This window comes from Gardnerella piotii (assembly GCF_003397585.1).
In the GTDB taxonomy this organism is placed as follows: domain Bacteria; phylum Actinomycetota; class Actinomycetes; order Actinomycetales; family Bifidobacteriaceae; genus Bifidobacterium; species Bifidobacterium piotii.
Window position 1 is genome coordinate 817,365 of sequence record NZ_QJUV01000001.1, and the last position, 16,063, is coordinate 833,427.

At 40.9% G+C, this 16,063-nt stretch carries 10 protein-coding genes; 9 read left to right on the forward strand and 1 reads right to left on the reverse strand.

The window, feature by feature from the left end:
* Positions 1-30 precede the first annotated feature (30 nt).
* Genes D0T20_RS03675 through D0T20_RS03685 form a run of 3 tightly spaced genes read left to right on the forward strand, consistent with a single transcriptional unit; the run spans position 31 to position 7,461 of the window.
* On the forward strand, positions 31-3,342 hold the full coding sequence (locus D0T20_RS03675; protein ID WP_162862720.1) for a tetratricopeptide repeat protein: 3,312 nt from the start codon (positions 31-33) through the stop codon (positions 3,340-3,342).
* 56 nt (positions 3,343-3,398) lie between these two features.
* The gene (gene ligA / locus D0T20_RS03680; protein WP_116438420.1) at positions 3,399-6,317 is read left to right on the forward strand and encodes an NAD-dependent DNA ligase LigA; all 2,919 of its coding nucleotides are present in this window, start codon (positions 3,399-3,401) and stop codon (positions 6,315-6,317) included.
* Positions 6,318-6,321: 4 nt separating this feature from the next.
* A complete protein-coding gene (locus D0T20_RS03685; RefSeq protein WP_116438421.1) occupies positions 6,322-7,461 on the forward strand; it encodes an Mrp/NBP35 family ATP-binding protein in 1,140 nt (379 codons plus the stop codon).
* Positions 7,462-7,547: 86 nt separating this feature from the next.
* On the opposite strand, the gene D0T20_RS03690 is transcribed toward D0T20_RS03685, so the two are convergent.
* Positions 7,548-8,915 (reverse strand): DUF349 domain-containing protein, encoded by a 1,368-nt coding sequence (locus tag D0T20_RS03690; RefSeq protein WP_116438422.1) that lies wholly within the window; start codon positions 8,913-8,915, stop codon positions 7,548-7,550.
* Positions 8,916-9,011: 96 nt separating this feature from the next.
* Here D0T20_RS03690 and hisS point away from each other — a divergent pair, with 96 nt between their 5' ends.
* The 6 genes from hisS (at position 9,012) to D0T20_RS03720 (ending at position 16,033) form a co-directional block, all read left to right on the forward strand.
* On the forward strand, positions 9,012-10,412 hold the full coding sequence (hisS, locus tag D0T20_RS03695) for a histidine--tRNA ligase (protein WP_116438423.1): 1,401 nt from the start codon (positions 9,012-9,014) through the stop codon (positions 10,410-10,412).
* A 135-nt stretch (positions 10,413-10,547) separates the two neighbouring features.
* Entirely contained in the window at positions 10,548-12,344 is a 1,797-nt protein-coding gene (aspS, locus tag D0T20_RS03700; RefSeq protein ID WP_116438424.1) for an aspartate--tRNA ligase, read from the forward strand.
* A 202-nt stretch (positions 12,345-12,546) separates the two neighbouring features.
* Complete coding sequence (locus tag D0T20_RS03705; protein ID WP_004137994.1) at positions 12,547-13,317, forward strand: amino acid ABC transporter ATP-binding protein; 771 nt, start codon at positions 12,547-12,549, stop codon at positions 13,315-13,317.
* Positions 13,318-13,372: 55 nt separating this feature from the next.
* Complete coding sequence (locus D0T20_RS03710; RefSeq protein ID WP_032815674.1) at positions 13,373-14,245, forward strand: glutamate ABC transporter substrate-binding protein; 873 nt, start codon at positions 13,373-13,375, stop codon at positions 14,243-14,245.
* A 1-nt stretch (position 14,246) separates the two neighbouring features.
* Entirely contained in the window at positions 14,247-14,924 is a 678-nt protein-coding gene (locus D0T20_RS03715) for an ABC transporter permease subunit (RefSeq protein ID WP_016792042.1), read from the forward strand.
* 5 nt (positions 14,925-14,929) lie between these two features.
* Complete coding sequence (locus tag D0T20_RS03720) at positions 14,930-16,033, forward strand: amino acid ABC transporter permease (RefSeq protein WP_020973583.1); 1,104 nt, start codon at positions 14,930-14,932, stop codon at positions 16,031-16,033.
* Positions 16,034-16,063: the final 30 nt, after the last annotated feature.

Genomic DNA, 16,063 nt, shown 5'->3' on the forward strand with positions numbered 1-16,063 from the left:
AAAGTTGTGCAATAAGAAAGAATGGGGATTATGCAAAACCAAGTGCAATCTAGCAATAACGCTGATTCAATCTGCCATAATGCAAAAAATTGCAATTATAACGCAGATAGAAGCATGCAGATTGCGCTACGTACAATTGATACGCTTTGGGAGAGCAAAAACTCAATTCCTGTTAAGCTATTTTCAAAAAAACATATTTTTAACGATTTTCCTTTTATGCCTAGTTCAACAAAACTGGGTTGGATTAAAATTTACGGCAAAAAACAAGGTATTTCAATTGGATTGTTTAGCAAAGATTGCAAACGTTTTTACCAAGTTGCTGTTGCTGATTTAGAAGGCAGAGTTTACGAAGGGCACACTGTAACAATTGAAGATACAACGGAAAATATACCCGAATTGTCTTTTGTTGAGCAAAACTCTATGACTCTTTCTAACTCAGATAGATTCTACGGTTGCATTGATAAAAAAACTACTCGAGCAAGTCATAAAGCGAGCCATAGCGCAAGCCATATCAAAAAAAGTGGTTTTAAGAATAAGTCAAATAATGATTTAGTTGTTATTAAGGGAGATGTTGTTGTTCAAACTTCTAAAGATGACGGAATTCAATGGGTATCGTCTTGGATTCGCAAAGCAAATACTAAAAAAGAAACTTATACGCTAGAAGAAACGCGTGTAGATTTGCCAAATAATTTGCGTTGCAATCTTAGTTATTTTGACGCAATCGCTATATCTTACTTTGCGTCATTTTTTGTTCCAGATATGTTGTTAGCTTTTAGCGGATTTGGATCTGGAAACATATTTAGGCATCTTACAAAAGAAGCACCTTTGAGTGCTATTAGGCGAAGCGTTTGCGAAGCAAACACGGCAGAGAGAGCTGGTCTACGCGTATCTGCAATGGAGAAATATTTTACGTACTTAATGGCAGATGCGGGAGCGTTAGAGGACGCTGGAGCATTAGAGGCTGAACACGCCGCTGAAAGATTGCATTTGCAAAAATCTAAATGTTCAGATGCAAACTTTTTAGTTTGGGATGATTCTTTGGAGGCAAAATCCGCGTTAAAAGCTTTGCGTATAGAAGGTGCAATAAACAGATTTCAGTCTATTAGCAATTGCTTAGAAGAAAACTGCTCTAATGGCGGTGATTTAACAGAAAATAACGCAACTTATAATCAAGTTTGTGCAATGGATATGGCTTTTATAAACGATCCAGCTTTTTGCGCAAGTGGCGAGATCGACATGAATTCTTTTGGTGACCCGTTGCAAGACAACAATATTAGGCCATTATTGCATTTACTTAATCGTGCAAGAAAATCTAATGATTTGTATATTTATAAAGCTGACGGATCTTCTAATTGTGAATGGTCGTACAGGCAAAGACTCTCGGAACTAATCAGAAGCCTTTATTTGCCTTTTAGATTCGATGCTGATTTTAGATCTAATTTAGATAGTGGGAATGTTGCATTAGCGTTTATGGCAACAGGAAATTCAATGATGCCTAATCTAACATACGATTGTGTTAAAAAAGATTTTGTTCCAATAAGCGAACGAAACAGATCTAAAATGATAACTAACTACAATCTTCGTCTTGGATTAATGCTGGCTACTCTTGCTTTTGGTGCTAGCGAAGAAGTGCAAAACGTTTCAATACGATTAGATTCAATCGGCTTAGAAGAGATGGTTGCAGCTCAAGACGTTGCTATGAATAAAATTTTAAGCCAAACGATTAATGCTCTTAATCACATGAATAAAAATGCTGCAAGAGCAAAAGGCGATCCAAAAGATGGGGATATTCATGGAGACGTTAGTAGTGGTTTTGCTAATTTAGGGTCTAGCGCGGATAGTAGTGCAGACAGTGCTTCAGATAGTCTTGTTGAAAGCATTGTAGAAAATCTTGAAGATACAAGCGCAAGCAACAGTGATAATAGCGCTAACGGTAATCGTAGCGATAATAGCAATAGTAGTAATAGCGATAGCAATAATAGCGCAAAAAACGAAGACCCAATGGCAGCGTTTAGCAAATCTCCTTCGATTATACCGTTGCTAACTGTTACTTTTACTAGAAAGTCGTTCTTAAAGCACATACGCGCAAACGGATTAAATAATCCTCTTGAAACGTATAAAAAGTTTAATGCAACTTTGCAAGTCGATGAAAACGGCTCATTAAACCAAATTGAGCCAACGTTTGACTTACGAGACAGCTGCTTTGCGCCGCATGGTGCTCAAGAAGAACCAGAGTTTTCCGACATAATTTTTGACGCAAAGTCGCAAGAATTGTTAGCAACTCAAGACGCAAAAGGCCTTTCAATACAGCGCGAAGACGTTTTACAACAAGCGGTTGCTGATTTTAATCACATAGCGTCTAAAGCAATTATGACGAACGCAGAAAAAGCTCGTATGGCAATGGATATTGTTGAAAGCATTAACGATCCAGAGCTGAACGATCAAGCAAACCATGTAATAAGCGCATTAATAGACGAAAAAGAAATACCAGAAATATCGTTTAACGCTTCAAAAGATATTTACAATATGCGAGTGCATGCTCACGAACAATTTATGAGTGGGGATTTAGAAAGCGCAATCGAAGAGTATGAAAACAATATAAAGCATTTTGACGATATGTTTGCTTCTGGAGACGTTGTTCCAAGATACTTCAACTCGTATGCTGAGCGCGTTGTTTATAATCGCATGTTTGCAACGCAAAACGAGCAAATGAGGCTTATACCAGACGGACTTTTCTACGCGCATATGGAGATTGCGGATTTACTCGGACAGCTTGGAAGGAGTAAAGAGGCGCTAAAACATCTAAATACAATGGTTTCTTATGCTCCAACATATGTTATATCTCACTTAAAGCTAGCTTCGCAATTATCTCGTCAAGAAGATTGGCCTTCTGTAGAAGCAGTATGCTTAAACGCTTTACAAGTATGTTTCGATAGAGAAGATGCTGCGTTTATTTACTACAGGCTAGCATATGCAGAGTGGATGCAAGATAACTTCCCGCTCGCTGTTGCTGCATATATGGTTGCAGATGACTTGTTTAGTGAAAAAAATGAATCTCTAGAAGTAGAGCTTGCAGAACTCTTAAGTAGAGTTGAATCTCAATGCATTTCTGTTCCTAGAAGCTTGCATCAAGCAAAAGAAATGCTAGAAATCAATAATATTGTGAATTGGCCAGATGTTAATGCATATGAGATTATTGACGAAGCTGCAAAAGTCACTGTTAATGAGGGTATGTTTGTTATTGCGCGAACTCTTTCTGTTGCTAGATCTAGAATGCTGTTTAGAAACGATTCTTCTGAAAGTATTGTTCAAATGCAATTTTTGCGATCTCTTAACGCTTAATAAATTCTTGTTAAATGGGCTATAAAATAGACTAAAACGCTTTGAAGGGAAGACTCATGGCTGCATCTAATGGTGATTCAATGCAACATTCAATCGGTGCTCAATTGTCACTTTTTGATGATCTAGATAGTGTTAATAATGTTGAAAATATACAAAATAATAATGAGCCAAGCGTTAATGGCAAATTTGCATCAACGATTCAAAGCACAAAGCAATCACATGATGTAACAAGTGATTTAAGTGAGTCTAACACTTTTAGTTCAATCGCAGATTTTGACAATTGGATTGCTAAGCTAGAGCCATCAGATTCGGACGCAATGCAATTAGCTAAGCTTGATCCTTCGCTTTTAACAACAGAACAAGGCGCAAGATTATGGGCAAAATTGGCTGCATGGGCGCAAGCAGATCAAATCGCATACTATGTTGACGATTCTCCAACAAGCTCCGACGCAGCTTACGACGCAAGAATACGATTTTTAAGCGCGCTTGAGTCTACTTTCCCGATTTTAGACACGCCTCAATCGCCAACGCATAGAGTTGGCGGAACTTTTTCTAACGATTTTGCACCAGTTCGTCACCCTTCAAGAATGATGAGCTTGGATGATGTTTTTTCGATTGATGAATTAAAATCCTGGTATAACAGCATTATTCGAGACTTGCAATGGCCCGAAAATAAGCCGCTGCCAATGACATGCGAAGTAAAAATCGATGGTCTTGCGCTAAATCTTATTTATCGAAATGGAACTTTGGAACAAGGGCTAACCCGAGGAGACGGTGTTACTGGAGAAGACATATCGCTAAACGTAAGAACAATCGAAGAAATTCCTACGCAATTGCATGGTGAAGATCCAGACGATATTCCAGAATTTGTGGAAATCCGCGGTGAAGTATTTATGAAGTGGGCGGATTTTAGAAAGCTAAACATTGAGCAAGAAGATTTAGGAAAGCCTGCTTTTGCAAATCCAAGAAACGCGGCTGCAGGATCTTTAAGACAAAAGGATCCTAGAATTACATCTACAAGGCGCTTGAGTTTTATAGCACACGGATTAGGAAATCTAAAGTGGAAGGACTTAGCGCAAAGCGGTGGCGAATCTAATGCTCATGCTCAAACATCATTCAACCAATCGGACGCTTACGAATTGTACAAAAAATGGGGTGTTCCTATTTCTCCATATACTCGCAAGGTTACGTCTTTTGAACAAATAGAAGACATGATTGACTACTATGGTGAGCATAGAAACACTATTATTCATGCACTAGATGGAATTGTAGTTAAAGTAGATGATCGCGCATTGCAAAAAAAGCTTGGTGCAACTTCTAGAGCGCCGCGTTGGGCGATTGCGTACAAGTATCCGCCAGAAGAAGTTAATACGCGCTTAAAAGATATTATTGTTCAAGTTGGAAGAACAGGAAGAGTAACTCCAGTAGCTGTTTTAGAGCCAGTAACTGTTGCAGGTTCCACTATATCTCGTACAACTTTGCACAATCCATACGAAGTTGAGCATAAAGGCGTACTTATTGGAGATACTGTTGTTGTGCGTAAAGCTGGAGATGTTATTCCAGAATTAGTTGGACCTGTGCTCAAATATAGAAATGGCAGAGAAAATGAATTGAAAAAATTCGTTATGCCAGAGTATTGTCCATCTTGCGGAACAAAACTTGCTCCTACAAAAGAAGGCGACAAAGATATTCGCTGCCCTAATGTAGAAAATTGCCCAGCTCAGCTGACTGAGCGCATAATCAACTTGGCTTCAAGACAAGCTTTTGATATTGAAAATCTTGGCGAAGCATCCGCTCTTGCTCTAACTAATCCAGAAGATTCTAGGCCAATAACGTCAAAAGTTTATATTGAAGATAAAAGCATAAGCAAAATAGTTGTTGAGCGTGGATCTTCTAATCCGCCGATTCTACCAGAGTCGAATTGCGATCTTCCTGCTCCTCAAACTCCTGTTCTTACTAGCGAAGCCGATATTTTTAACCTTAGTGCTAACGATTTAAGAAATGTTAAAGTTTGGAAGGAAATTCCGCTTGTTGAAGAATGGGAAGAAGTAGGAAAAGACGGAAAACTCAAAAAACGATCTAAAAAGATTGGCGGAAGTGGATTATGGAGGCAAGTCTCAGCTTTTTGGACTAGGCCTCTAGAAGCTACTAGAAGAAAGTCGAATGATGATTCTAAAGATTCTAACGACTCTAGTAATTCTAACGACTTTAGTAGTGATGAGTCTAACGAATCTTTTAACCCAAACTACCCAATGTTTGAAGTTCCTGTAGATGCTTACGTAACAAAGCTAGTTGAAAAGAAAATTCGCGTAAATAATATTCTTAAAACAGTTGAAGCGCCAGAATACACTCGTCCTAGCGAAACAACAAGAGCAATGCTAGAAGAAATAGCTCAAAAAGGTAAGTCTGCGCCTCTTTGGCGTGTGCTAGTGGCACTTTCTATTCGCAGGCTTGGGCCGCCAACAGCTCGTCTTATAGCTGCAAGATTTGGCTCAATCGAGAATATTGCAAATGCGACTATTGAGGATTTAACTCAAATTGATGGCGTTGGTCCAGAAATTGCTCAAGCTGTTTTCGATTGGTTTGAAAAATCAAAAGATTCTAACGATTGGCGTAGCGAAGTTTTAAGAAAATGGAAAGAAGCTGGAGTTGTTGGAAACGATTCTGCACAATCCAATAATCTTGAGCAAACGCTTAATGGCAAAACTGTTGTTGTTACAGGGTCTTTAGAAGATTTCACACGAGATTCTGCTAAAGAAGCTATTGTATCTAGAGGCGGAAAAGCTGCATCTTCTGTTAGTAAAAAAACGTATTGTGTGATTGTTGGAGCAAATGCTGGATCTAAAGAAGCTAAAGCAGAAGAACTTGGCATACCAATGTTGAACGAGAATCAATTTAAGATTTTACTTAAAACAGGTAGTGTTGAATCTGCACTAAAAAACGATATTACACTTGATTCGCAAAGTGAATTGTAAAAACATGAGTAATAATCTTGTTGAATTGGAAACTCGTATTTACGACTTATTGGGTAGTGTGATTGATCCAGAATTAGGGCGTTCTGTTACCGAATTAAACATGGTTACGGGCGTTCGCGTAAGTGAAAAATCATGCGAAAAATCATGCGAATCAAATAATCATAATCCAACTTATAGCGTTTCTATAGATATTGAGCTTACTGTTCCAGACTGCCCATTAGCTCAAGTTATTACGCAAAGAGTTCAATCAGTTGTAGCAAAGTACCCAAATGCAACGCTTATTCCAACAGTAAACGTAAGCTCTATGAGCAAAGATAAGCTTGCAAAGCTTGTTTCGGATTTAAAAGAGGAGCGTAAAGAAAATCCGTTCAATAAAAATGGCGTTAAAACAAGGATTTTTGCTATTGCATCTGGAAAAGGCGGAGTTGGAAAGTCTTCTATAACAGCTAATTTAGCTGCCACTTTTGCATCTCTTGGCTACAAAACAGCAGCAATAGATGCAGATGTTTATGGTTTTTCATTACCTCGCATGTTTGGAATTACAACTCAACCGACTAATCTGAACGGCATGCTTATGCCAGTTGAAGCTTGGGGAGTTAAGCTGATTTCTATTGGAATGTTTGCTGGAACAGATCGCGCGATTTTGTGGAGGGGACCTCGTTTGCAACGTTCTCTTGAGCAATTTTTATGCGATGTTTGGTGGGCAGATCCAGACGTGCTTCTTTTAGATTTGGCTCCTGGAACAGGAGATATGGCTTTAGCTGTTGCACAATCATTGCCGAATGTGGAGCTTGTTGTTGTTACAACACCTCAACCTAGCGCTTCGGATGTTGCTGTTAGAGCTGGGCTTATGGCTTTGCAAATTCCAGTTAATGTGCGCGGTGTTGTAGAAAATATGAGTTGGTTTGATAATAATGGAGCACGCCTAGAAATCTTTGGTTCGGGAGGCGGAAAGCGCGTGAGCGATCAGCTTTGCAAAGCTCTTGGTAAGAGTGTTCCTCTTCTTGCTCAAATTCCGTTAGACACAAGTATTAGAGAAATTGGAGAATCGGGCAGACCTGCTGTTCTTACAAAAGATGGCAAACTAGCAAACACTCAATTAGCGAATACATTTGTTAGTCTTGCAAAATCATTAATCGATTAATCGATAAAAAATGAGGCCACTTGACTTTTCGTCAAGCAGCCTTATTTGCAATATGCTTTGATTAATGCTTTGCTTTATAAGCCAAACTACTTAATAGCGTTAAGCCACTGTTCTTTAGTTGCTTTTTCTGCTTGTAGCTTAGATTTACGCTTTGCATCTTTTTCGCTTGCAATCTTAGACTCAAGCTCTTCGAGTTGAGCCTTTAATTGAGCAGCAAAACTAGATTTGCGAGCATCTGCTTCTGGGTCTGCATCTTTCCAAGCAGCGTCTTCAACAGCCTTAATCTTCTTGTCTACATCGTTCAAGCGAGATTCAATTCTGCGCATATCTTCGCGTGGAACAAAGCCAATCTTGTCCCACTCTTCTTGAATCTCAGACAATGCTTTGCGAGCAGCTTTAGCGGCTTCTTCGTCTTTAACAGGAACAAGAGCTTCTGCTTTAACTAGTAATGCTTCCTTCTTGCTAAGATTTTCTTTTTCGCCAGCACTCATCTTTTCTCTATCTTCTTGACGAGCATGGTAGAAAGCATCTGCAGCTTCGCGGAACTTAGTCCACAATTCGTCGTCGTGTTGACGTCCAGCATTTCCAGCCTTCTTCCAGCGGTCCATCAAAGCATTAAACTTCATTGAAGTTTCACGCCATTGAGTAGAGTCCTTTAGGCTTTCTGCTTCTTTTATGATTGCTTCCTTAATCTCTTTAGCACTATTGCGCTCATTGTCTCGCTCTTTAACACAAGCAGAGCGAGCTTGAGAGAATGCGGAGCGAGCCTTGGAAAAACGCTGCCAAAGAGCATCCGCATCCGCCTTGTTTAAGTGAATTGTAGTGCGCTGATGCTGCTGCCACTTATCGAACAGCGAACGAAGCTTATCGGAAAGCGAGCGCCAGTTTGTAGACTCGCCCATTTGTTGAACAAGCGCTTCTGCCTGTTCAACAATTGCTGTGCGATCTTTAAGAGCTTTTTCTAATTCTGCTTTGCGAGCTTTAGCGAGTTCTTCTTTTTTAGATGCAGCTTTAGTTTTTAGCTCGGCGTGTCGCGAGCTTAAAGCGGCAAGATCTCCAACAACAGATGGCTCCTTAAGCTCCGCATCTAAAGTAGCTAAGGTTTCGTCAATTTCCTTTGGCCTTACGTTAGAAGATTCAAGTCTTTTTTCAAAAAGATCAAGCTTGATTTTTAAGTCAAGATAACGGTGTACGTAGAAAGTCAAAGCGTCTTCTGGAGTGCCAGTAGAGTATTGCCCTACTTCGCGTTCTCCACCAGCTTCTCGAACATACACATTTCCATTTTCATCAACACGCCCAAAGGTTTTTGCGCCTTTAACGTCTTCTTCGCTATATGAGATAGCTGGAACAGCAGCAACAACGCGAGCTTTATTTGCTAAGCTTGCAGGCGAAGGAGCATGCGGCTTTGGGGTAGCTTGTTTAGTAGTTTCTATAGGTTTAGTCTGTTCGGTCACGGGACGACTCCTTAGAGCATATGCACGGTAATAGTGTTACGAATAAGTATGACGGTAAGCCATGATTTTTCCGTAACATAACCTATTATAGTGGACATGGTACAAGGCTCATCAATATCTGGTTTTCCGGAGTGGCTTCCAAGCGAGCGCGCTGTTGAGCAGCGTGTTATGGACACATTGCGGGAAGTATTTGAATTAAATGGTTTTATAGGCATTGAAACTCGTGCTGTTGAGCAGGGTTCAAGCTTGTTAAAAAAGGGTGAAACTAGCAAAGAAATATATCTTTTATCTAGATTGCAAGAAGTGGGTCACGAAAGCGACACTCCAGTTGAAAATCGCATTGGATTGCACTTTGATTTAACAGTTCCTCTTAGCAGGTATGTTGTTGAACACACTGGCGATTTAGCATTCCCATTTAAGCGTTGGCAAATGCAAAAAGTTTGGCGTGGAGAGCGTCCACAAGAAGGACGTTTCCGTGAGTTCGTTCAAGCAGATATTGACGTTGTAGGAAATGGCGACTTGCCATCTCACTACGAAGTGGAGCTTCCACTTGTTATGGTAGAAGCACTTGAGCGTTTGCGTGAGTTTGGCTTGCCAAAAGCCACTGTTCACGCAAATAATCGCAAGCTGTCCGAAGGCTTTTATAGAGGAATTGGCTTAAGTGATATTGAAGGTGTTCTTCGAGAAATCGATAAGCTAGATAAGATTGGCGCAAAAGAAGTTGCAAATCTTCTTGTAAAAGAATGCAAAGCTACGGATTCTCAAGCTGCAGCATGCTTAGAGCTTGCAGAGCTTAGCGCAAATAGCGGAGAAGAATTAAAGACTAAATTCAACGCTTTATGCGATAAAAACAATATTTCTAGGGATGCCAGCAATGAATCTTACGCATTAGCGATTGAAGGCGTAGAAACGCTTGCGATGATTGTAGACGATGCGTCAAAAATTCGTCCAGGATCTGTTGTTGCTGATTTGAAGATTGCGCGCGGCTTGGATTACTACACTGGCTCAGTCTACGAGACATTCTTAGAAGGCGCTGAATCCTTGGGGTCAATCTGCTCTGGTGGAAGATACGACAATCTTGTTTCTCAAGGAAACAAAAAGTATCCAGGAGTAGGTCTTTCTATAGGACTTTCGCGCTTGCTTTCTTACATGCTTCACACGTCTGGAGCTACAGTTTCACGCGTTTCTCCTGCTGCAGTTTTGGTTGCAGTTTGGAATGAGGAAGATAGGCCATCTTGTAATCAGATTGCTCAAAAGCTTCGCTCTAGAGGAATCGCAACAGACGTATCTCCAAGTGCTGCAAAGCTTGGTAAACAAATCAAGTATGCAGATAAGTTGGGCATTCCTTACGTTTGGTTCCCAGCAGATAGCACAGATTCTGAATCCAGCAAAGACGAAGTAAAAAACATTATTACGGGAGAGCAAGTTTGCGCAGACGTTATGTCTTGGCAGCCAGATGACGCATATGCACATCAAACTGTTTCTTGCGCTCAATAATTGCAATTTACTTTTAAGATTTAAGATTTGCAATTTGCTTTTTAAGATTTTAATATTTGAAAGCGCGATTCATGCGGTAAACTATTAAAGTCAAAACAAAAATTAACAAAATTATTCAAACAAGGAAGTGGACTTATGAGCCAGACGGCGTATCGCACACACCATGCCGTTGAAGTGACTGAGACATTAGTTGGACAAAACGTAACCATTGCTGGTTGGGTTGATCGTCGCCGCGACCACGGTGGCGTTGCCTTTGTAGACGTTCGAGACAACACTGGCTTAGTGCAAGTTGTTATTTACGATGAAGAAACTGCGCGACCATTGCGAAGCGAGTTTGTTGTGCAAGTTACTGGCGAAGTTCGCTTGCGTCCAGATGGCAATGAAAATGACCATTTAGCAACAGGAAAAATCGAAATCGTTGCAAATAAAGTAACAATTCTCGCTAAGTCCGATGCATTACCATTCCAAGTTTCTACAGCTTTGGAAAACGAGTCCGAAAACAAGCTTCCTAGCGAAGACGTACGTTTGAAGTACCGTTATCTTGATTTACGCCGTCCATCTATGCAGCGTAATCTAAAGCTCCGCTCTAATATGGCTAAGGCTGCTCGCCACGCTTTGGAAGATATGGACTTTACTGAGGTAGAAACACCAACGTTTATTAAGTCCACTCCAGAAGGCGCTCGCGACTTTGTTGTTCCAGCACGCTTGGTTCCAGGCTCTTGGTACGCTCTTCCACAGTCTCCTCAGCTTTTAAAGCAGTTGCTTATGGTTTCTGGTGTTGAGCGCTACTATCAGCTTGCTCGTTGCTATCGCGATGAAGACTTCCGTGCAGATCGTCAGCCTGAGTTCACTCAGCTCGATATGGAAATGAGCTTTGCAAGCCAAGAAGATGTTATGGCTATGGCAGAGCGCGTTATCGCTGCTATTTGGAAGGAAGCAGGCCACGAAATCACTCTTCCTTTGCCTAGAATTACTTGGCAAGAAGCAATGGATAAGTACGGTTCCGATAAGCCTGATTTGCGTTTTGGAAACCCACTTATTGAGTTGACTGACTTCTTTAAGAACACTCCATTCCGCGTGTTCCAAGCTCCTTATGTTGGCGCTGTGCTCTTTAAGGGCGGTGCCGAAACTCCTCGTCGTCAGTTTGACGCATGGCAGGATTGGGCTAAGCAGCGCGGTGCTAAGGGTTTGGCTTATGTAGTCTTTGGCGAAGATGGCGAGCTTAAAGGCCCTGTTGCTAAGAATCTTAGTGAAGAAGAGCGTGCAGGACTTAAGGAAGCTGTTGGTGCGCAAGATGGCGATGCTGTGTTCTTTGCAGCAGGAGGCCGCGAATCTTCTCAGCTTTTGCTTGGTGCAGTTCGTGTAGAGCTTGCTAGCCGCGCAGGATTGCTTCACCCAGATGAGTTTGCGTTTACTTGGGTTGTTGACTTCCCACTGTTTAAGCGAACGGATGATCCAGACGATGACGATGTTGCAGTTGGCCACTCAAAGTGGACTTCTATGCATCATCCATTTACAATGCCATCTGCTGATTGGATTGACAAGTTCGATAAAGACCCAGAGCATGCAATGAGCGATTCTTACGACATTGTTTGCAACGGAAACGAGATGGGCGGCGGCTCTGTTCGTATTCATCGCGATGATATTCAAGACCGTGTGCTTGACGTTCTTGGAATCGACAAAGCAGAGGCAGAAGAAAAGTTTGGATTCTTGCTTGAAGCGTTTAAGTATGGTGCTCCACCTCACGCTGGTATTGCTTTGGGCTGGGATCGTACTGCTGCAATTTTGGCAGGTGCAAGCTCGATTCGCGACGTAATCGCCTTCCCTAAGGCTGGCGGCGGCCGCGATCCTCTAACTGGCGCTCCTGCTCCAATCTCTGCTGAACAGCGTGCAGAAACTGGCGTTGATTACGATCCAGAAGAAGACGAATAGTCGCAAGCGTTAAACAAGAATTAATATTCATATATGCCGTTAAGTCGTTTGGTTAACTAAACCAAAATCAAGGCTTAACGGCATTTTTTTAAGTAAAATTAACATTTTTGTATCATTTTTAATGTTTTTCGTAACTTTATAGGTGGTTAAAAGTAACTATTACGATAAACGCATGTAACACAAGAACATTAGAATCCTTTTTATGGATACTAAATTAAACAACACAAAAAAAGTAGCACAGCCATTGGTGGAACTTAGCCATGTTGAAAAACATTATGGCAAGCTTCACGTTTTGAAAGATATTAACTTAACAGTTAATAAAGGCGAAGTGCTTGTTATTATTGGACCTTCTGGTTCTGGCAAGTCAACAATGTGCAGGACGATTAATCGTCTTGAAACAATCGACTCTGGAGATATTCGCATTGATGGTAAGCCTCTTCCTCAAGAAGGAAAAGAACTTGCTGCATTGCGTGCGGAAGTTGGAATGGTGTTCCAATCTTTTAATCTTTTTGCAAACAAGACAATTCTAGAAAACGTTACGCTTGCTCCTATTAAGGTTCGCCATATGGAACAGCAAGAAGCGGAAAGTTTAGCAATGGATCTTCTTGCTAGAGTTGGTGTAGATAATCAAGCAAACAAGATGCCTTCTCAGCTTTCTGGAGGTCAGCAGCAGCGAGTGGCAATTGCTCGCGCGCTTGCAATGCACCCAAAGGTTATGCTTTTTGATGAGCCTACATCTGCGCTTGATCCAGAAATGGTTAACGAAGTTCTTGATGTTATGGTTGAGCTTGCAAAAGAAGGTATGACAATGATTTGCGTTACTCACGAGATGGGCTTTGCGCGTAAAGCTGCAGACAAAATCGTGTTTATGGCAGATGGTCGTATTCTTGAGCAAAATACGCCAGAAGAGTTCTTTGAGAATCCAAAGACAGATAGAGCAAAAGACTTCCTTTCAAAGATTTTGACTCATTAATTTGATTCTTAATTGAAATCATTAATATCGATTTTTAAGTCTTTAAGAGGTAGCTATGAAATATTTACACAATATTGCTCTTAAGTGTAAGCGTTGTAGACTGGGATTCAGGCATACATATCGCGCAATTTTATCTATGGTTTGCGTATTGTGCTGCGTTTTCCCGCTTAGCGCTTGCAGTAGCGATAATCGCAGTAACGTAATACGCATTGGTATTAAGTTTGATCAGCCTGGTCTTGGTTTCAAAAAGTCTGGAACCTACGTTGGTTTTGATGTAGACGTTGCAAAGTATGTTGCCAAAAAGTTGGGTTACTCCGAAGATAGGATTGTTTGGAAGGAATCGCCTTCAAAACAGCGCGAAGCAATGCTTCAAAATGGCGATGTAGATATGATTGTTGCAACATATTCCATAACAGATGCCAGAAAAAACGCTGTTTCTTTTGCAGGACCATATTTTATTGCTGGTCAAGATTTATTGGTTCGTAAAGACGAGCATAAAGTAAGCGGTCCAGACGATTTAGATGGAAAGCGCTTATGCTCCGTAACTGGCTCAACGTCTGCAATAGTTATTAAAGAGAAATACTCTTCAAAAGTTCAACTTATGCAACAGCCTGGCTATGCAGAGTGCGCAACAGCATTATTCTCTGGAATCGTAGACGCTGTTACAACAGACGATATTATTCTCGCTGGTCTTGCTACAGCATCTAGAGGCAGACTAAAGCTTGTTGGTAAGCCATTTACCGAAGAACACTACGGAATTGGCATTAAAAAAGGAAACACTAAGCTAGCTAAGCGCATTAATGCTGCTCTTAAAGACATGATTAAAAATGGTTCATGGAAAAGAGCTTTAGACGATAACATGCGCGGAACTGGTTTTAAGCCAAACGCAAAGTATAATCCGCCAGTACCAGAAGAGGGGGAGGAGTAAAATGCAAGACTTTGTGCAATTATTTACCTCATACAATATTCCAGGAGCATTCTTAGTGAATATTGAAATCACATTGTGGAGCGTGCTTTTTTCCACGATTCTTGGCGTGATTCTAGTTATGATGAGGATTTGTCCAATTCATTCGCTTCGCATTATTGCAAGCGCATACGTTGAGTTCTTTAAGAATATGCCTCTAACTATAATCATGGTTTTTATGGTTCTTGGCGTGTATGCACAGCTAAAGCTCGGTTTTTCCACTGTTTTTAGCGTAAACTTCTTCTGGCTTGCAATTGCTGGCTTGAGTTTTTACACTGCAGCATTTGTTTGCGAATCTTTAAGATCTGGCTTAAACACTGTACCTTTGGGTCAGGCAGAAGCATGTAGGGCGCTTGGACTTAACTTCTTCCAATCGGCTTTTAGTGTGATTTTGCCTCAAACTTTCTGCGGATCTGTAGCACCACTTGGAAACACGTTTATTGCGTTGCTCAAAAATTCCACTGTTGCCGCTGCTGCATCTGTTGCTACAGAAACATCTACTCTTATGAGCGAGATGATTGAAAGGCACGCAGATTTGATTGTTCCAATCTTTTTGATTTTTGCGTGCGGATACATTGTTTTGATTATTCCAATCGGTATTCTCACAACTTATTTGTCTAATAAGCTTGCGGTTAGAAGGTGATAAAAATGGCAAAAGAACAAGAAAAATCTCTGTTATTTGATGCGCCTGGACCTAAGGCTCTAAAGAAGATTCGTATTGCAAATATTATTGCATGCGTTGTGTTTGCGCTTTTTGTTATTGCTTTGCTTTTAAGACTTAGCAATCCTCCAGAAGGCGAGAACCAGCTTTCGTGGGCATTGTGGAATCCAGCTGTAGAATCGGAAGCTTGGAGCGATTTTTATCTTCCAGGATTGTGGATGACTCTTAAAGCTTCACTTCTTGCTGTTGTAGGCTCAATAGTTTTTGGACTCTTATTTGGTCTTTTAAGACTATTGCCTAGCTTGATTCTTCGTAGCATTTCTGCAGTTGTCGTTGAGTTTTGCCGAGCTGTACCAGTGCTTTTGCTTATGATCTTCCTTTGGCGAGGATTTGCATTTGCTGGAATAAGTGGAGCGTCTTATTGGGCTGTTGTTTTGTCTTTGATTTTGTACAACGGTTCTGTTGTTGCAGAGTTAGTTCGATCTGGAGTTGGAAATCTCCCTAATGGTCAGCGCGAAGCATCTTTAGCTCTTGGACTTTCGCAATATCAATCTTTAACACAAATCGAAATGCCGCAAGCAATAATCGCAATGCTTCCTGCAGCTGTAACTCAGCTTGTTGTTGTGTTAAAAGATACTGCATTGGGTTCCATAATTATGTACACTGATTTGCTTCAAGAATCTAGACGACTTGGATCAATGTACTTTAACATTTTGCAAACTTTGACTGTTGCTGCAGTTGTATACTTCTTGATTTGCTGGGCGCTTTCTTGGTTTGCTGAATGGCTTCCATCAAAGCTTAGTAGCAGAACTGCAGCTCCAACAGAGCCAGAACCTGTTGCACCAATCGCAATTATGGATCCTTCTAACGTGAATCAGATTGCTGTTGCTAAGGAAGTTAAAGAGCTGCCACATGGTGGAACTCCTAGAAAGTACCACGTGCATCACCGCGGTACAAACGCTTCTATTCACCATTGGCGTCGTACGCGTTACTTGCAAGGCTACGATGAGCATCATCTAGAAACAGGTGACGAGAATCTAGAAGATGGTCAAAATACTAACCAAGATAAAAATAATAAAAAGCATGATTAATCTTAACTTTTAGATTAATCATGGATTGAT